The 19,048-nt window shown below is 45.1% G+C and carries 15 protein-coding genes; 3 read left to right on the forward strand and 12 right to left on the reverse strand.

Annotated features, from left to right (window positions below; genetic code table 11):
• Positions 1–251: 251 nt before the first annotated feature.
• Positions 252–1,151, reverse strand: a complete 900-nt coding sequence (locus REC12_RS08855; protein WP_308893699.1) for an AraC family transcriptional regulator — start codon at positions 1,149–1,151, stop codon at positions 252–254.
• Between the two features lie 134 nt (positions 1,152–1,285).
• Here REC12_RS08855 and REC12_RS08860 point away from each other — a divergent pair, with 134 nt between their 5' ends.
• Positions 1,286–1,783 (forward strand): GNAT family N-acetyltransferase, encoded by a 498-nt coding sequence (locus tag REC12_RS08860; protein ID WP_308893700.1) that lies wholly within the window; start codon positions 1,286–1,288, stop codon positions 1,781–1,783.
• 72 nt (positions 1,784–1,855) lie between these two features.
• Here the strand turns inward: REC12_RS08860 and REC12_RS08865 are convergent, their stop codons facing one another.
• The 8 genes from REC12_RS08865 to REC12_RS08900 all read right to left on the reverse strand — a co-directional run bounded on the left by REC12_RS08865 (position 1,856) and on the right by REC12_RS08900 (position 11,423).
• Positions 1,856–2,551: a TorD/DmsD family molecular chaperone gene (locus REC12_RS08865; protein ID WP_308893702.1), complete on the reverse strand. Its 696-nt coding sequence runs from the start codon at positions 2,549–2,551 to the stop codon at positions 1,856–1,858.
• 88 nt (positions 2,552–2,639) lie between these two features.
• A complete protein-coding gene (locus REC12_RS08870; RefSeq protein ID WP_308893703.1) occupies positions 2,640–3,149 on the reverse strand; it encodes a hypothetical protein in 510 nt (169 codons plus the stop codon).
• A 181-nt stretch (positions 3,150–3,330) separates the two neighbouring features.
• Entirely contained in the window at positions 3,331–4,212 is an 882-nt protein-coding gene (locus tag REC12_RS08875) for a dimethyl sulfoxide reductase anchor subunit family protein (protein ID WP_308893705.1), read from the reverse strand.
• A gap of 12 nt (positions 4,213–4,224) precedes the next feature.
• Positions 4,225–4,773: a DMSO/selenate family reductase complex B subunit gene (locus REC12_RS08880; protein ID WP_308893707.1), complete on the reverse strand. Its 549-nt coding sequence runs from the start codon at positions 4,771–4,773 to the stop codon at positions 4,225–4,227.
• A 14-nt stretch (positions 4,774–4,787) separates the two neighbouring features.
• Positions 4,788–7,364 (reverse strand): molybdopterin-dependent oxidoreductase, encoded by a 2,577-nt coding sequence (locus tag REC12_RS08885; RefSeq protein WP_308893709.1) that lies wholly within the window; start codon positions 7,362–7,364, stop codon positions 4,788–4,790.
• 221 nt (positions 7,365–7,585) lie between these two features.
• Positions 7,586–8,128: a 4Fe-4S dicluster domain-containing protein gene (locus tag REC12_RS08890; protein WP_308893710.1), complete on the reverse strand. Its 543-nt coding sequence runs from the start codon at positions 8,126–8,128 to the stop codon at positions 7,586–7,588.
• 10 nt (positions 8,129–8,138) lie between these two features.
• Positions 8,139–10,187, reverse strand: coding sequence for a molybdopterin-dependent oxidoreductase (locus tag REC12_RS08895; RefSeq protein ID WP_308893711.1), 2,049 nt, complete (start codon positions 10,185–10,187; stop codon positions 8,139–8,141).
• Between the two features lie 18 nt (positions 10,188–10,205).
• Entirely contained in the window at positions 10,206–11,423 is a 1,218-nt protein-coding gene (locus REC12_RS08900) for a PucR family transcriptional regulator (RefSeq protein ID WP_308893713.1), read from the reverse strand.
• 238 nt (positions 11,424–11,661) lie between these two features.
• Between REC12_RS08900 and REC12_RS08905 the strand changes: the two genes are divergently transcribed.
• Positions 11,662–12,993, forward strand: a complete 1,332-nt coding sequence (locus REC12_RS08905) for a radical SAM protein (protein ID WP_308893715.1) — start codon at positions 11,662–11,664, stop codon at positions 12,991–12,993.
• A 154-nt stretch (positions 12,994–13,147) separates the two neighbouring features.
• On the opposite strand, the gene REC12_RS08910 is transcribed toward REC12_RS08905, so the two are convergent.
• The 3 genes from REC12_RS08910 to REC12_RS08920 all read right to left on the reverse strand — a co-directional run bounded on the left by REC12_RS08910 (position 13,148) and on the right by REC12_RS08920 (position 16,775).
• A complete protein-coding gene (locus tag REC12_RS08910; protein WP_308893717.1) occupies positions 13,148–14,356 on the reverse strand; it encodes an aminotransferase class V-fold PLP-dependent enzyme in 1,209 nt (402 codons plus the stop codon).
• 73 nt (positions 14,357–14,429) lie between these two features.
• Complete coding sequence (locus REC12_RS08915) at positions 14,430–14,687, reverse strand: putative Se/S carrier protein (protein WP_308893719.1); 258 nt, start codon at positions 14,685–14,687, stop codon at positions 14,430–14,432.
• 78 nt (positions 14,688–14,765) lie between these two features.
• Positions 14,766–16,775: a sigma-54-dependent Fis family transcriptional regulator gene (locus tag REC12_RS08920; protein WP_308893721.1), complete on the reverse strand. Its 2,010-nt coding sequence runs from the start codon at positions 16,773–16,775 to the stop codon at positions 14,766–14,768.
• A gap of 609 nt (positions 16,776–17,384) precedes the next feature.
• On the opposite strand from REC12_RS08920, the gene REC12_RS08925 reads away from it, so the two are divergent.
• Complete coding sequence (locus REC12_RS08925; RefSeq protein ID WP_308893722.1) at positions 17,385–18,860, forward strand: aldehyde dehydrogenase family protein; 1,476 nt, start codon at positions 17,385–17,387, stop codon at positions 18,858–18,860.
• The last annotated feature ends 188 nt before the right edge of the window (positions 18,861–19,048 follow it).

Genomic DNA, 19,048 nt, shown 5'->3' on the forward strand with positions numbered 1-19,048 from the left:
ATTTTATGGTTTATCTAATTGATAGTGTCTATTTTTTTCGGTATATTTTTTTCTGTGTTATTTGGTTGTTTGCATTACTCAATTATACGCCATCTGCGGGGTCTTTTGGTCCCGCATTTATATTTTTTAGAAATCTACGAGGGGCTGATGCTTTACGAAATCTGTTCGTTTTGCAACAGCCACTTTTTTAGGAATATTATTAAAGTTATTGTGCGAGGGTTATCAATAGCTAAAATCAAACCGGGAAGGCTTCAAGGATGTGTTTGCTTTTTCACTAGTGGAATGTAAATATCGCAGACCTTTCCTGTGTCTGACATACAGCGATCATCATACAGTTCAAAATCGACACAATCAGGTGCATACTCGTATCCGGATTTTGGCAACCACTCGTCAAAAATGTACTGCCATACGCCTTGAATAGTGGAGGGAAAGCTTGCGGCATCGCAGGGCGGTGTTGAAAATACCGCATAGTTTGCAGGTGGCAGCTCGCAAACGTAATATTCTTCTGGAACAACGGCATTTTCTTTTATCTCGACAGCGATTACATACTCGAATTCACCGCTATCCTGGTTTTCAGGAAAGCAGACTCCATATTCGTCGTGCTTTTGGACAAAGCTTTCGGCGTGAAGGTTTTCCATTCTTCCGTCGCTTATGTAAGCGCTCCAAAAGGCCGGGATAGATTTGCGGTTTTCGCCAGCGGCAGAAGTCGTTTTTAAAACAAAGCCCGCTAGTTTTAGCGCGGGAAGCACGACAAATTTTGGTTCCAAAACGATTCCTCCAATCAGATATTTTTGTGTACAGAGAAGGCTTGGCGGTAAAGGCTTATCACTATGAGCGTGAAGGCGGTAGGTTTCCGGTGAGCAACCAAAATGGCGGCGAAAGGCCTTGCTGAAACCAGAGTGGGTTTCAAAGCCGTATTCGCAAGAAATATCAAGAATCCGTCGGCCGGAACTAAGTTCATGGGCAGCGAAAGCCAAGCGGCGGTTTCGGACATAGCTCATCACCGAATATCCTACACTCCATTGGAATACCCGGCAAAAATGCCAGGGTGAAAAACCGGCACGTGCCGCCAAAAGATCAACGCTGAGCTCATCAGTGATATGTTCATCGACATACTCCAGAATATCCTGCACAATTACCGTGGTGTTCATTGAATAATCCCTCCAACCGTACGGTAAAACCAGTATAACATAGCCTTAAGAGGTTGCTGTTCCAAAATTGCGGAGTTTGGAAATTAGCCGCTTGAACAATAATCTTATTGATTTAGAGTTGGGAGGAATATACAATGAAAATACATAAGCTAAATTTTGGGGATAAGTGGCCCTCTAAAGGATGCGTTTTTATGGAAATAAGACTTGCTACCGTGAATGACGCAGACGATTTATTTGAGTTAAATACATTGTTTGAAAACTCCACGAGCAAAAAGCTTATCAAAGAATCGATCGTATCTAACGAGCGGGAGATTGTTTGTCTTGCCTACGTAGACAATGTTGCGGTTGGTTATTGTACCGGTCTTGTTGTAAAATCAATGTGCTATAGTGAGGCACGTGCCGATATTGAAGCTCTATATGTTAAAGAAGAGTACCGAAAGCGAGGTGTTGGTGAAACTCTGATCTCATTCCTGGAAAATACGTTTATAGAACGGGGAATATATCATTTCCACATTAATACCTTTGAGAAAAATAGCATTGCGCAGTCGCTCTACGCGAAAATTGGCTATAAGAAGACCAGGGAGATATTACTTGATAAAACTATTAGCAGAGAAAACGCGCCCACAAATTAGTGGACGCGTCAGATTGTTCTCCTGGAAAAGGCCTGTCAGGATATAAGTTACCACACTGGTTAAGGCTGTTGTCTAGTATTCGTAAGATATTAGCTCTGCTACGGCTTGTCTGTCAATCATTAGATAACCGTGTAAAATTTTAGCCATACCTTGATAGAACTTTGTTTGGGCACTTTGTTCTGTTTTTTGGCAGAAATCGGGAACCCATTTTAACAAATGTTCATCAAGGAAATCTTGTTGATCCAGCAAAATCTCCACGATGCCGCCGTAATCTTCCTCATGAATTTTTTGGATAGCAAGCAAGCTGAGCTGGTACATAAAATCCAGTTCTAAACCGAGATGGTCATCCGCTTCATGTCCATACTCTTTGGCAATCAAGGAATACTTCAGATATGCTCTGCGAACGGCCAGGGTTTCTTTCTGGAATAAAAGGCGTTCTTCGTTGAGATAGGCGGATTCCCAAGGTGGGGCAGGAAGTTCGTAAGGGCCGATGAACATACGCGTGTAATCCCAATGCAGACGGTCATAGGTTTCCTCACTTAGAAAATCAGGCTGTTGGAGTTGGTTGATGATATCCTGTACGCCTTGGGAAATTTCTGTATTTTCGTCTTGAAATGGGAACTCTTGCAAGACACTTTCAGAAAGGGATTGCAGGAATTCTTTTGAGGGTTCTTGTAGAAAGGCCCAGCGCAAGAGGTTGTAGGCCGAGACTCGCAATTCCAGAAGCGGAAGTACTGTTTCCCGGATGGTTTTTTCGACGTTTGTCATTTGAACAGCTCCTTCGCCGCGAAGTGTTTTTTAATGTCCGATTTAATTGAACGAGTTCATTTATGAATCGAGAACTCAAAAATAGAGGCTAAACATTAATATGAAGAACAATAAGCAAGGCTAGCAGAAGGACAGCAATAAGATGCCGGGAGTAATCCGCTTTAAATAGTCTGCGCTTTGAGTGTTCTGGCCTTTTATTAATATCCAATCCCGACATTAAGGCAAGAATAAAACATATGGTGGCCAGTATGCCTGTGATGATGAAAGAGGCCGTTATTTTAGCGGCAGACTGAAGGAAGAGATTTAAGAAGAAAAGGCTGTGATAACCTATAAATATAAATAAGGTCCAGCCTAAATATTGATGGCAAAAGGAGAAGAACTTCTGGGCTTTGCTGCGTTTACCTTTAGCGCTGACAACCTCATAAAAGACCGCTTTGCCTGCGGATAAAACCAGTAAGGCTGCTATCAGGAAACAAGATACCCCTCCTGCATGTCGCGCAGTCATTTGTGTATTCAAGTTAATGGGCGCGAAGGTCAATGCTGTTATGATGAGCAGAGATCCTATGAACTTCCAGAAAGGCGATTTAAAGTAAGGCATTGGTATCACTCCTAGCATTCCTATTGGTGACCAATATCATTCCTATGTTCGGACCGGGAATACTGGAGATTTTTTGAAAACTGTTTAACAAAACCATAAAAATGTCAAAAGCAGAAACCCATAGTAGTCTGTTAAACCACTTTATGGGTTTCTGTCTGGAAGCTCTGAAAGGTTTAGGTCTTTAGCCGATACGGATAGGCACGGCGCTGGCATAGAACAGGAAGCGGCCTACGAATTCGCCGGCCAGAACAATGATAAAGGCAAGATAAATAGTGCCGGCAGGAAGCGTCATTAGCTTTTCTGAGCCCTTTTTATAGAGAACATAGGTCAGAAGGGCGGCGCCGATGACCGTGAGAAGCCAATGCAGAAGCATGGGGAAGCTGTACGAGGCGGAGAGAAGTTGAGCTGAGGTTTGACCGGCCTGACCTCCGCCGGCTAAGCCTGACAAGTATTCTGGCAAGAAAATCAATTGCAGAACGATTACCGCTAATGTCAGCAAACTGACGCGTTGGAGCAGTGAAACCGTGACTTCCTGGAGTTTTTCTCCTTTGGCGGCAAAACCAACCGTTGCTGCAGAGGCAAGCAGTCCCAAGACTATGGTAGTGCCAAAAAAGGAGACAAAGGTGTCGGCTGCCATCCAAGCAGGCATGATGGAAGAACTGTAAATATTGGACATGCTGAAAACGGCCAGGAGTCCGACGATTGCCGTAATCCAGTTTAGAGCATTTCCGGATTTGTTTTTCATGATAAAGTAGTAGCTGATAATCCAGAGAAAAAAGAACAAACCACTGAAAAGGATTTCCCGGCTAAGCCAGGAGGTACCAAGATTAGCGATGGAATAGAAGGCAATCAGAGGAGAGCCTAAATGGAACAGAGAAATGAGCAGGGCGACGGCCATCACGGGACCTACCGCGAGAAGCCCGATATTCGTAAGTTTAGCCGCAGTTTGCGGTTCTATTTTTTTGGCGAGAAGCGCACGTAAGATTGCCAAGACAATATAGGTACCTACGGCCATCTGCGTGAGTATCGTGAAGATAATTAAAGGCCATTCTGTGCTAGCCATACAATACCTCCTTTACTTCTTAGCGTCACTAGTAGGATTTAAAAGAATTGACGGATGCGTAATGCCGGAGTCCGGTAATCCTTTAATATCTGCTGTGCCGCCGTATTTTTTGCGCAAGTCATCAAGCTCGCCGAATTCCAAGGCCCTCATTGGGCAGGCGTCGACGCAGGCCGGATTTTGCTTTTGGTCGATCAGTTGGTAACAAAATTGACATTTGCCGACTTTACCGGTTTTCTCAATATACTTAGGTGCTCCATAGGGGCAGGACCAGGTACAGAGTTTACAGCCGATACATTTGGCGTCATCGTGGACAACGATGCCGTCGGCCCGTTTGGACATTGAACCTGTCGGGCAATTTTTGACGCATTTGGGGTCGGCGCAATGATTGCAGCTCATGGAGAAGGCGTAAGCCCAGGGTTTGGGGAAACCTCCCCCTTCAAATTCATGAATCTCCCGAAAAAGTGTGCCTACTTCCAGATTGTTGATATCATTACAGGCAATTTGGCAGGTATGACAACTGATACAGGTGTTCATATCGAGATAAAATCCTTTTTGTCCCACAGTTTATTCACCTCCTAAAAGACAATTCTTTGCGGCCACTTGTAGTCGGCAAGAAGGGGTTTGTCATATTTCTCAACTTTGATATTGCAGGAATTGGAACCCATGTGGCCTTGACCGGTAGGGATACCGCCTTCCAGAATGTTTACCGTGCCGGAAGTGCACAGCCCTGTTTCTTCATCCAGTTCGATCCAGGCTCCTTCACCCAAGGTAGTTACCCCCGGTGTCATGCGTTCGGTGAGGTGAACGGGGCGGATGACGGCGCCATGGCGGCTCGTGATCTTAACAATATCTCCTTCTGTAAGGCCGAGCTGCTTGCCGTCGGTTGTGTTCATAATAAACTCTTGCGGGAAAGCTTCACGCAGCCAAGGCAGGTTGTCAAAAATAGAGTGGGAACGGCGGCGGTAGTGGATCGTGTACATTTGGAGAGGATAATCGCCTTTGACTTTGCCTGCCCAATCTTTAAAGGTATCTTCATAACCTTCTTCGGGTTTGAAATATTTGCCGATAGGCGACATTTCAGTCCAACCATAGTTTTTAATTTTATCAGCCAGGGTTTGACAATGGATTTCGATTTTCTTGCTGGGAGTATCGCGGGGGAATTTGTCCGGGTCCTTGCGATAGTCTTCAAACTCAGTGAAACCAAAGTTGTCATTCGGGCCTCTCTGTACTTGATAAATTCCTTTTTCCTTGAACTCCGGATAAGAAATCCGGCCGGTTTGTGGTTGCCCGGTAACTCCCATGGCTTTAATATCCGCATCCGTAATGGTGACCAGCTTCTCCCAAGTCTTACCGTCTTCTTTTATGACTTTGGCTCCGGCAAGTTGGTTAAAGACTTGTTGCTGCAGGGAAGGAGAGGAGATTTTCTTAGTGTCCAGGCCGAGGCGTTTGCCGATTTCAGTGGCGATCCAGATATCATCCTTGGCTTCAAAGAGTGGATCAATGACTTTGCTGAACATAATGAGCATTTCTCGATTCCCGGTCAAGAAGCCGCCGAATTTTTCCCATTGGGTTGTACAAGGAAGAACGATATCGGAGAATTTAGCTTGAGTGTTTAAGACATAGGCCTGGGTGACTACGAATTCAAGTTTCTTGCGATGAGCCTCGACGCCTTTCGTCGCGCCCATTTTTTGATTCAAGAAGGAAACGGCATCGTAATAGAAACAACGTATATCAATGTTTTTAATGTTGTTGAGGCTGGCGGTATATTTTCCGTCGAGGACAGCACTCCAGATTTCATTCTGGTTAATCTTGTCAGTTACCGCATTTTTCAAGGTGTCAAGACCGGTCGGTCCGGGTGTGACTAAGGCAGGTCCGGCGTTGGCACAAGAACCGTGGGTTCCTAAGCCGGCACTTGCCCCGGGAATGCCGATATTTCCGGTCATACAGGCTAACGTAATGATGTTTTGGACGGTTTGCTCAGCGCGATGAGTTCTGGTGATGGCATTAGCCACTAAGCAAGTGGGCTTGGTTGAAGCGTATTCCAAAGCAAGTTCCCGGATTTTGGTCGCAGGGACGCCGCAAATTTCGGAGGCCCACTCCGGAGTTTTGGGCTGCCCATCGTAGGTTCCCAAAACGTAGTCCTTGTAATTTTCCTTAGGATCTGCGCCCTCAGGCATATGGCCGGCATCAAAGCCGACGGTGCAGCGGTTAAGGAAGTCCCAGTCGATCAGAGGACGGATTGAACTATCTTCCGTGATCATCACATAAGCCATACCTAACATCATAGCCGCATCGGTAGCGGGACGAATCGGAATCCATTCATCGGCCAGAATACGGGCAGAATCTGTAAAGAAGGGGTCGATATAAATGAATTTGGCCCCAGCCTTTTTGGCCTGCATATAGTGGTAGGTTGGACTGCCGCCTTGGCTCCAGGCCGGGTTGGCGCCCCAAAGAATGATTAATTTAGCCATCCGCTGACGGAAACGGTCATTTCCGGTGTTATTGTAACTTGAAGCATAAGGTCCGGCAATGGCGGGACCGGCATCGACCCAAGTACCGTAGGAAGTGGAACCCCAGGTTGTCGTAAAGCCGCCAAACAAGGAAAGTGTGCGGTCCATGCCTTGATTCACCTGACCGACAATTGACCTGTTGCCGTACTTGTCTTTGATGCGTTTCAACTCGGTGGCAACCAAGTCTAAGGCTTCATCCCAAGAAATACGGACCCATTCGTCTTTGCCGCGCAATTCTTTTTGACCGCCGCCGGGTGCCCAGTTTTTGCGTTTCATTGGATATTTGAGACGGTCGGCGCCGAGAATTTGCTGCCGTTGGGAGTGACCGCGCCAACAAGCCCGTTGTTGAGGATAATCTGGGCTGTCGGGGTGAGTATCGTCGGATTTTTGTCTGACAACCATCCCATCAACAACATAGGCTTTGTTCAGACATCGTCCGCCACAGTTATGCCAGCAAGCCGCCGTAACCCATTTGCCTTCCTGTGTTGCTAATGACGCTGCTTTATCCGCATCGACTTTGACCAGGCCGCAACCCGGAAGAGTTACCATCGCTGCTGTTCCTGCGGTTAGTGTTGCTGTCCAGCCCAGGAAGGAGCGTCTGCTCAGCATATAATCTTTTGCTTTGTTTATAAGATTTGCCACAGTTGGATCACCTCCAAAATAGTTAAAATTAATAGTGCTATTTAAGTAAATTGTACTATAGCGCACATTGTGGATGTGAACAAAGATACATAGCTTTTATTGTTCATCTAATACAAAAAACATGCTCTGAATAACAAAGCCAATAATTAAGCATCCTCTTTCCACTGGCGAAGTGGGTGAGGATGCTTAATTATTGGCCTGAAGGTTTTGGACCAAGCCGATTAAGAAAGGAACCATGTTTTTTGTGTGGATCGTTTGGGCCGAAAGCGAATAGAAGGCCGAGTCAAACGAATATCGGGAAATCCCGGCAAGGTCGTCGAAGTGCCGTTTTCCAAATCTCCGCCTAATTTAATCATTTTCAAAGCCCCGGTATGGCAGGCAGTAACACAGGCCGGACTTAAGCCTGCTTGGAGGCGGGAAGAACAAAGCTGGCATTTCATGACTTTGTGGTCTTGGGGATTAAATTGGGGGCCGTGAAAGGGGCAGGCCGTGATGCAGATTCCGCATCCGTCACAGCGATCAGGATTGATTTTAACAATGCCGTCCTGCTTTTTGGTAAAAGCCCTTTGCGGGCAGACACGAAAGCATTCCGGACTGTCACAATGATTGCAGGACATTGAGAGAAATGTATGCGGAGAGGTTTCGGTAACTTTCCGAAACTGTACGCCGGCAGGGTTTTGATTCTCACTGACGCAAGCTGACTCACAAGCCCGGCACCCTACACAGAGATCCTCATCAAAGAGAAAGCCTAACTGCATGACCATTTAAAAAACCTCACTGTTTTTCAAGATTGACAAAGATATCATAAAAAGCGCTGCTGCTGACCGAAGAACCAAGTTTCCCCATATCGGTCGGTACATGGGCGATCACATTATTTACAGTGCCTGAGGCCAGGGTCAAAGGAGCCACAAGGATATTTCTGGGCAGCAAAGGGTTGAAGTGCAGTTGGCCGCTGAAAGCTCCGGTCGCATTGTAAACCGTAACCCAGTTACCTTCGGCAAGGTTCCGGTTTTGGGCATCCTTGTCATTGATTTCAATAGACTTACTCATATTGTTTTTCATGTATTGAGGCAGCCATTGATGTTGGGAATGAATGTGCAGCAAACTCTGAGGAGAGAGCAAGCGAAAAGGGTAACGGTGGTCGGAGGTAAAGGGAAAACTGGCTTTAGGTAAAGCGGGTAAGCTGTCCCCTTTAGCATGGGGGGAAAAGATTCTGAACTCAGAAAAACGGGTGGATTCCGGCGTTTTTTCAGCGAGCAAACGCTGCAAATTAAGCTTACGGGGGCCTTTTTTCAGGGCTTGCCAACTGTTGATTCCTAAAAGAGAAAGAATATCCTTGGAACATTCATTTTCAATCCACTCTTCGGCAGTCAGATCTGGAAAAGAAGAAAAATTCGGCTTCATCCGGTTAAGTTTTTGGGAGAGCTCTTTAGCAATATCCAGATCACTTTTCGCTTCGAAATAGGGCTGAATAGCCTGCTCGTTGATTCCAACCCAGTAATGCCAATAGCCGGGGTTGAGGTCATAGGCCTCAAAAAAACTTGTAACGGGAAGGACAAGGTCGGATAGCTTGGCGGTTTCGGTCATAAAAAGGTCAACGGTTACCATCATCTCCAGTTGATCGATCAGTTTCCGCCAATATTGAGGCTGAGGATCTTGGGCAAGCGGGTTGCGGCTGGCAATCCACAAAAATTTAAGCGGCGGCTCAGTGAGAGAGAGGGCATCTTTGGCGAAGGTATTTATATTCAGAAGACGATGATTTTGAGTTTGCGAAGGGGAATGTAAGTTAGCTAAGCGTCTCGGAAATAAAGAACTGGCCGGAAGAAAATAATAAAACCCATTCCCCGGTACGTTGGGATTTGCTGTCAATCCCGCCAATGAACTTATTGTTCGGACGTTTTGCCCGCCGTTAACATGACGTTGCAAGCCAAAGCCCACCCAGGTACTGATAGCCTGATCGGAACTGTAAATTTCAGTTAGTTCAGCAATTGCCTCTTGCCGCAAACCGGTCAATTGAGTGGCAGTCAGCATATCAAATTTGTGGTCTAAATAACTTTTAAATTGCTGCCAGCCTGGCAGGTCGTGAGCGTTAAGCCGGTTTTTTTTCTCTTCGCTTAGCCCTTTAATGATGGCCAGTGCGAGCAAGCCGTCGGTTCCAGGTTGAATTTGGAAGTAGATGTCGGCTTTGGCTGCGGTCGCAGTATAAACAGGATCTATGACTATGAGCTTTGCGCCTTTTCTTCTGGCTTCGTTAATAAAGTGGAACTGATGGATAGCAGTCCAAGCGGGGTTTGCTCCCCAGATCACAATATAGTCAGCTTTAGACATCATCTCAGGATCGCTGCTCAGGTTATAGCCGAAACTGTAAGTTACCCCGTCCATACCGGCAGAGGCGCAGGGACTCCCTACTGCTTTGGTATGTGTTCCCAAGGCGTCAAACATGCCGTTAACGGCGTCATTTAATAAGCCGATATTTCCTGAAAACTTATTATAAGCCAGGGCCAAGTTTGAGCCGTAGCGTTGATTAAGCTCAAGAATCTTTTCGGCTATCAGCTCATAGGCTTTTTCCCAGCTGATCCTTTGCCAGCGTCCTGATCCCCTGGGGTATTGCCAAAGGGGATAACGCAAGCGTTCCGGGCTGTAGACATAGCTGGGGTAGGCATAGCCTTTGGCGCAAAGCCGGCCTTGAGTATAGCCGTGGGCAGGGTCGCCTTCCACTTTCTCTAATTTGCCGTCACGGACATAGGAAAGAATTCCGCAGGTATTATAACAGTTCCGCGGACAAACGTTATGAAATATTTGGTAACTGTTATTTGCAGTCATCTGGATCACCTCGCAAAGTCAGACCTTTTTAAGACGTTTAATCTTTAGGGCAACCATGATGTCTAGTTTTGTTTCTGTATTTTCCAGGTCGGTATCTAAAATTTCTTCCACCTTCTTTAAACGGTAGCGAAGAGTATTGGGGTGGAGGAAAAGGGCGTCGGCTGTTGCTCGCAATTCGCAGCGATTGGCGATATACTTCTCCAGGGTGGTCAATAAATCGTTGCTGTGCTTCAGATCATATTCTGCCAATTCTCCCAGTGTTTCTTGGTAAAATTCTGCCAGCTCACTTTGATCATGATTAAACAGGATTCGGGCAACACCCAGATCTGAAAAAAAGGCTACATTATTTGGATTATCCATCATCTCTTCTAATTCCAAAGCGACTTTAGCTTCTTGGTAACTGCGGAAAAAATGAGTGGGATTGTCGTAAACCCTGCCGGCTCCCACGGATAGTTTTTTCTTGCCCAAAAGGGGTTCGGCTTTGTAATCGACCACTGCTTTTAAAGTTTTTATTTGAGCTTTCTGTTCACGCTGTTTGCGGTTATCAGTAGGAAGCACCAGAATAATTTGCTCACCCTTTTGCATGATAATTGGCTTACCTTCGGTTTGGGCTACTTGGTCTTCAATGATTGCCGTTAAAGTGACAAGTAAGTCTTTCTCTTCGGGGTTGCAGTCCGGACTTCCGAGACGAAAAACTGCTACTCTGTGGGGGCGGTTTAAGTCCCAGCCCCAGATTTCGGCTTTAAGTAAAATATCCGCCAGGGAATCGATATTGCTGTAGAGGAGATCATAAATAAAAGCATCCTGGTAGTGGCGCTGCATTGTCTTAAGACTATTGTTTTTATTGAACTCTACAGCACAGAGGAGAGCCAGCTGCCCCCCGATTTGCTTTAATTCTTCGTCTTCTGAAAAGTTTTCCACAGGGATAATTAAAGAGCCTTGACGTTTTCTCTGGATATAAATATCATAAATACAAGCTGTTTGAATGTGTTCAGAGGCAATGGCAAACCGACAACGCTGGGGGTTATTTTCTTCAAAACAGGGCGAAATTAACATGCCTTCCACGATATTCAAAGAGCTGCCATAACAAGCGAGAATGCGGTAAGCAGGATCAGTGACGAGGACGGGTTTCTGCAGAAAGAGCGACATGCGCTGCGTGAGCCCTTTTAGCCCGTTTCCTGAAGCCAGCTCCGCTAAAAGCTCAGTTTGAAGTTCCAACAATACGGATGATTCCATAGCTTTCTCCTTTTTATGGCAATTGTCGAATATTAGAGAAAATTAAGTTCTTTGTATATTAATCATAAATGATACTATAATAAATGACAATCTTATCTTGTTGGTAGTTTATGCAAAAGAATGGATTAAATTTAGGGAACTTGTTTCTCGCTAATAATTCAAGTATTCTTATTAGATATAAAGAAATTTGAAAACATTGTTTTGGCTTTATCTGGATTCCATGGAAATGAGGGGTAAAATGATAATTGATATTAATGAGCGCAGTCTAAACCAAATAAAGAATCCGGATTTTTCTAAGTATGCTGCTATTTATACCAAAATTTATGAAGGTTTTTTGCAAAACGTGAGCGCAACCGGGATTGACATTGACTCCAGGGATATCCAAGAGGAAATAGAGTCGACGATAGAACGCTTAAAGTCAAAAGGTGTCGTTGTCCGAAACAATCAAAAAAGCCTGTTTCTCAACAGGATCTCTCCTGCCTGCGAGGCTTGTAAGACAGCGGAGAGCAGTGTAACCATGTTTATTTCTTTAATGTGCAACAGAAAATGTTATTTCTGCTTTAACCCTAACCAAGAGGATTACCGGCAGTTTGCCCGAAATCGGCGCAATGTCGTAAAAGAGCTAAATGACCTCAGCCAAAGCGGGCAAAGAGTGGATTATTTGGCTTTGACCGGCGGAGAACCCACACTTCACAAGAAGGAAATGATTCAGTTTTTTGCCGAGGGAAGGGAAAGGTTCCCTCAAGCACATACCCGGCTTTACACGACAGGTGACTTTCTCGATCAAAAAAGTCTGATTGAGCTTGCTCAGACCCGGCTTAACGAGATTCGCTTTAGTATTAAGTTGGAAGATGCCGTTGAGAAACGGCAAAGAGTTTTAGAGCGCATAGCCTTGGCTCAAAATTATATCCCGGCAGTTATGGTGGAGATGCCGGTTTTGCCGGGCTCATTGGACATTATGAAGGAACTGCTGCGCGATTTGGATCAACTGGGGGTTTATGGAATCAATTTGCTGGAGTTTTGCTATCCCTATTTAAATGCCAATATTTATCGCGAGAAAGAATTTAAAATTAAGAGCCGGCCTTTTCGGGTTCTCTACGATTATTGGTATGCCGGCGCCTTGCCGGTAGCCCAAAGCGAGATTGAATCTCTTGCTCTCCTAGAATTCGCCGCTGACGAAGGGTTAAAGCTGGGAGTCCACTATTGTTCTCTGGAAAATAAAAATACCGGTCAGATTTTCCGGCAAAATAGCCGGCAAAAGCTTGACAAAACTCTTTATTTTTCACCCCGGGATTTCTTTCTTAAATCTGCTAAAGTATACGGCGGAGACATTCCTAAAGTTGAAAAAGTTTTTAAGAAGGCAGGCTATCATGACTATACGGTCAATAGAGAACACAACTATCTTGAATTTCACGTAAAACAGGTGGATTTGCTGGTGGACTTGGACGTTGAGATTGGAATCTCTTCCAGTGTTCTGGAAAAAAGAGCGGACGGAGAGTATTTGCGGGAGCTCAAGGTTGATTTGACCTACCCCAAGATATTTGATTTGGCTCAGGATCTTGGTTTGTGATCTCACAACAGAGAAGCCTAGAAATCTTGGTATGTATGCAAGGTTTCTAGGCTTCTTCTCTAAAAATGTTTCTCTCAGTGATTAAATTTGTTGATGGTTTGCTGTAAATCATAAGCTAATGAGGAAAGCCCTTGGTTGGCATTGGCAATTTCGATCATTGAGGCGGTCTGCTCCTGGGAGGTTGCCGAGACTTGCTCAGTACTTGAAGTTTTAAACTCTGTCGCACACAGTCGATTGTTTGAAGAGCTTCTTTATCCGTGTTGAAATGGTTGAAACTAAAGCGCAGGGTCCCCTGCGGGAAAGTTCCCAAAGTTCTGTGGGCAGAAGGAGCACAATGAAGGCCTGAGCGCGTCATGATTCCGTATTCTTTATAGAGCCGGTAGCTTAGTTCTGAACAATCATGATTGGGAAGGTCAATCGAGACTATAGAGGTTCTTTTCCGGAGATCTCTTTTCCCGACGAGCCGTATTTGGGGAATTTCTAATAGCCTGAGCATAAATAGATCCAGCAAATGCAGCTCTTGTTCACGAATTGTCCCAATGCCGATCTGGAAAAGGTACTTCAGAGCGGCGTTAAGGCCGAAAATGCCGGGGACATTTAAGGTTCCCGCTTCAAATTTGTCAGGCAGGTAAGCCGGCTGAGTTTCAAGCTCGGAAAAACTGCCTGTTCCCCCCTCAATCAGTGAGTCCATGACGGCCGCAAGAGATTCGTTAATTAAAAATCCTCCGATCCCTTGGGGTCCCAGCAAGCCTTTATGTCCAGTAAAGGCAAGGGCGTCGATATGGTGCAAGTTCATGTCTATTTCGGAAAAACCTGCTGTTTGAGCGCTATCCACGATGAAAAAAATGTGATGTTCCCGGCAAATTTTTCCGACTTCCTTTAAAGGCAGCATTGTTCCGCAGACGTTGGAAGCGGCGGTCATAATGACCGCTTTCGTATGGGGCTTTACCAGGCTGGGAAACAGCTTGAGCTGTTCTTCGGATAGTTCGCCTTCTGTGTTGCATTCGAGCGTCGTGACTTCAAGGTTCCTATTTTTTAAGCTGTTTAAAGGCCGCATTACAGCGTTATGTTCCATTGAGGAAACTATGACATGATCACCTGGCTTCAGAAGTCCTTTAATAATCACATTCAGGCTTTCTGTAATATTTTTCGTAAAGATCACATGTTCAGGTTTGTCAAAATGAAATAAGCGGCAAAGCAATTCTCTTGTCTCAAAGACAATTTCCTCTGCTTGATAAGCCTTCTTATAAGCCCCTCTGTTGACATTGCAGCCGATAGAAGAGAGGTAAAAGGAAATTGCCTCACTGACACCCGGGGCTTTCGGATATGATGTGGCCGCATTATCTAAATAGATCTCTTTCACACTTTCACTTCCCAAGTTAAATGGGATGCCATCCTGTGTAGTTCAGCAGCGGACAAACGGCTGACCGGCTGAACTACACGGTTGTCCCTTTGTTATACTTAAGAATATACTGACTATGCTGAATGGCGTATATTTCCTTGACATATTCGGTAAGCAGTAGGTTTAAATCTCTATTATAAGAAAACCTGACTCCAACGGCACAACTGATACTTAGACTTCTGGGAACCGGCATTATCTCCGCGGGTATGTTATTGCTGCGTAAAAATTTGTGATAGTGCATCGCTCCCGAAGTTGTAAAGAATACGGCAAAGTATAATCCGCTTGAATCCATGTTGGGAAATCTCCTCTTCTGGAATAACCGGTTTTGTTTTATACTATGCCGCAAAATCAGGATTGAGCGTGTAATAAATCAGTGAGTGGAAATATTTAATTTTTTAAGCTTTTTATAAAGGGAATTGCGGGAAATTCCCATATCCCGGGCAACATTGCTTATATTCCCGTTATGAGCCAATAATTTATTGATGATTTCTACTCTCTCATTGGTAGCCAATAATTCTTTTATATTAATAGACTCGGCAATGGTTTGGGGGGGTGAGAGGAAGCACTCCCGTCCGGACTTTAAAGCACGGGTATTGGGAGCGATAATTTCTTTTGGAAGATGTTCAAGCCCGATGCCCTGGCTGCCGGCCAGATTGGCCATTCGCTCAATCACGTTCTGCAATTCCCTGACATTTCCGGGCCAGTCGTATTGACTTAAACGGGCAATGACCCGTGAATCAACAGATGGGGAGTTTAAGCCCATCTTGTCGCATGTTTCTCTAAAGAAGGTGTTAAATAATAAGGGAATATCTTCCCGGCGTTCCCGCAAAGGGGGCAGGGGAATATTGATAACATTGAGCCGAAAGAAGAGATCCTGACGGAAATTTCCTTTCATGACTTCCGCTTGCAGATTTTTGTTGCTGGCTGAGATGATTCGCACATCCATCATGATGGAATTATAACCGCCAATTCGGGTAATCCGTTTGTCTTGCAACACTCTGAGCAAGGCAACCTGATGCTCCAGTGGCATGTCACCTATTTCGTCCAGAAAAAGTGTTCCGCCTGAGGCCATTTCAAATTTGCCCGGTCTGCCACCTGATTTAGCCCCAGTAAAAGAACCGCCTTCGTAGCCAAAAAGTTCGCTGCCGATCAATTCGCGGGGAATGGCACCGCAGTTTATAGCTACAAAAGGCCCATTTCTGCGGCAACTTGAGTTGTGAATTGCCTGGGCAAAAACTTCCTTGCCTGTGCCGCTTTCTCCTTGAAGCAGCACGTGGCTTTTGCTTCCGGCGGCAATCTTGGCCAATTCAATGCTTTCGAGTAGCTGCTCGTTAACTCCAATAATATCTTCAAACTGAAATGTGGCCTGTGTTCCACTAAATCTATTAAGCAAAGGTTTAACTTTATTTATAGGATTAATAAAAATCACCGCGCCTGAGATATCGCCATTATCATCTTTAACCGGTTCCCCGGAAGAAAGGCAATGAAGACTTCCATTTAAGGTAGTGGCAACTATTTCAGATTCTTTATAGGGTTTTCCTGTTGTAAGCATTTTCTGGACTGTGAGCGACTGTTCAAGGTGGTCTTTAATCGAACTTCCTTTGATTTCTTGTTCTGTCTGCGAGAATATTCTTTCCGCCATGGGGTTTAGTTGTTCGATTATGCCTTCTTTGTCCGTAAGGATAATCCCGTCTGAGGCAGCCAGCATAATATTTTTTAGCCGGTTATTAAGCAGCGTCAGATTCCGGTTCCTTAGCTGAACTCGAATTTGGCTTTTAATGGCTTCCACAGCAGCCACGACCATGCCCAGAGTGTGCTGATGAGTTTTCCAGAAGGGTCCGGACATTTGCAGCACGCCGATTACCTGGCCATTGTAATCTAAAATAGGGGCGGCAGAACAAGTCCAAAAATGGACTTGCTGGCAATAATGTTCTGCGCCGGAAATTTGTACAGGTTTTTGGGTTGCCAGGGCTGTTCCGATACCGTTAGTGCCAACTTCTTCTTCAATCCAGCTGGCTCCCTTGCTTAAGTTAAGCTTCGAGGCATAGGCCATCGTTTCACTATCTCCGACTACGTCCATGATGTAGCCATACTCATCCGAGAGCATGACAATAAAGCCGGACCCGGCGACAAATTGATAGAGATTAGTCATAAAAAGCCTGGCGATTTGGAGCAGGCTTCTTTTCTTTGCCTGCAATTCGGCAAGCTGCTGCTGACTTAAAAGCAGGTGACTGACCCCGCTGTAGGGGTTGACACTGGCTGCATGACAACGCTGCCAAGAGGCGGCGATTTCAGTACGGACGATATTGTTATCGATGACTGCATTCGTGACAAATTTCTCCCATGCCTTAGTGACATTTGGAGTAATATCTCCGGTCATGTTTAAGCCTTCCTTCTTTAAAGAAGTATGAGGATACCCCAAAGACGTTGTCATATAATTCAGACAATAAAAAACAGAACAAGCCGGCGCAGAAGTTTTGGCTCGAACTTTTTGCGGGCGATACATTATACATTCTTGATTTTACTGTAAATTCCTGCAAGGGAGCCAGCTGTTTTTCTCTTTTCCGGTTTGAGGTTAAATGTCACAACTTGTATTTCTCTTTGAACATTGGGATGACAAAAAGATGACATTGCGTCACATCTCCGGATTATTTGAAACATTTGAAAGGTTATATAACGTTATGCTGAGCAGGTTTTAAAGATAACATTAAATATTAAGACAATTGGCACAAAAAATGCAAACAATTATTTTGAAAAGTTTATCAATATTAACAGCGGAGGTGAAGGCCGGCGTTTACTTTATGACTTTAGCTTTGGGCGGCAATCCTTTTAACTCCAGAATTTAAAATTTATTGCGGTAAGACCCTAATTGTTCAGAAATTTGATATCTGTCGGTTGTTGATTGGGAATTGGCCAAAAAGGAATTAAACAGGTAAAAAAGTGTCAGGGTGAACAGGTGATTTGAACTGAAAGAGGAGAGAAATAAATTATGCAAACTATAGCCGATAATGAATACAAACTTTATATTGACGGCAAATGGGTTGACGCTCAGGACGGGAAAAATTTCAAAGCTATTTGCCCCGCTAATGGCGAAGTGCTGGCAACTTGTGCTGACGCCAGCCGACAAGATGTAGACGATGCGGTAAAAGCAGCCTGGAGAGCCTGGGAAACTTGGAAAGATATCAGCCCTCAAGAGCGGTCCGGGATGTTGCTGAAAATTGCCGATCTGATCGATCAAAATGCCGAGAGACTGGCTATGATTGAAACCTTGGATAACGGTAAGCCGCTCCGGGAGACTATGGGGATCGACGTTCCTTTGACTTCCGATCATTTCCGTTATTTTGCCGCCGCTATTCGGACAGAAGAAGGCGAGGCGGTAATGATCGACAAGAACACTTTGAGTATTATTCTCCGAGAGCCCCTTGGAGTGGTCGGTCAAATCATTCCCTGGAATTTCCCGCTGTTAATGGGTGCCTGGAAAATAGCCCCGGTTTTGGCGGCGGGTTGTTGTACAGTAATCAAACCATCCAGCTACACATCTCTTAGCCTTTTGGAGCTGGCTAAAATTATTGACCAGGTCCTTCCGCCCGGCGTCGTTAATGTAATTACCGGACGCGGCTCAGGTGCCGGCAATTACATGCTGGAGAATCCCGGCTTCCGGAAATTAGCATTTACCGGTTCAACGGACGTTGGCTACACCATCGCAGACGCCGCTGCGAAAAAACTGATTCCGGCAACCTTAGAACTGGGCGGAAAGTCGGCGAATATTTATTTCCCGGATTGTCCGTGGGAGAAAGCGATTGAAGGCTTGCAGATCGGTATATTATTCAACCAAGGTCAGGTTTGCTGTGCCGGTTCTCGCGTCTTTGTACATGAAGATATTTACGATAAGTTTGTCGCGGAAGCCGTCGCTGCTTTCAATAAAGTAAAGGTCGGTTTTCCTTGGGAAAAAGATACCCAATTAGGTTCCCTGATCTATGAAGCCCATTTGCAAGCTGTCTTAATGTGTGTTGAGAACGGTCAGAAAGAAGGAGCCAAGGTTGCCTGCGGCGGTTATAGAATTACAGAGAATGGTTTAGACAAGGGTTGTTTTATGGCTCCAACCTTGCTCGTCGATGTTGATAACAAGATGAGAGTTGCTCAGGAGGAAATCTTTGGGCCGGTTGCCGTGGTCATCAAATTTAAAACCGAAGAAGAAGTGATTGCCATGGCTAATGACAGCGAGTTCGGTTTAGGCGGAGCGGTTTGGACGAAAGATATTAACCGGGCTTTCCGCGTAGCCAACGCCATCCAGACCGGCCGCATGTGGATCAACAATTACAACAACCTGCCGGCTCATGCTCCATTTGGCGGTTATAAAAAATCCGGCATTGGCCGGGAAACTCATAAAGTGATCCTGGAACATTATACCCAGATGAAAAACATTTTCATGAGTCTAACCGAGGATAAAGCCGGCCTGTACTAAAGGCTGGTAAGCCCCCGGGTTAATAATCAATCTGACTATACCCGGAAGATTTGCTGAATTGTAGTCAGAGAAAAGTAAAAAAATATGATTAGTTGTGGAGATTACCATATTTCAAAAATTAAGCTCTTGCGCAGTTAAGAGCTTAATTTTTTTGGCATTTATCATGTTTATCCTCAATAAAGACTTTC

The sequence above is a fragment of the Candidatus Desulfosporosinus nitrosoreducens genome (assembly GCF_030954495.1).
GTDB lineage: Bacteria > Bacillota > Desulfitobacteriia > Desulfitobacteriales > Desulfitobacteriaceae > Desulfosporosinus > Desulfosporosinus nitrosoreducens.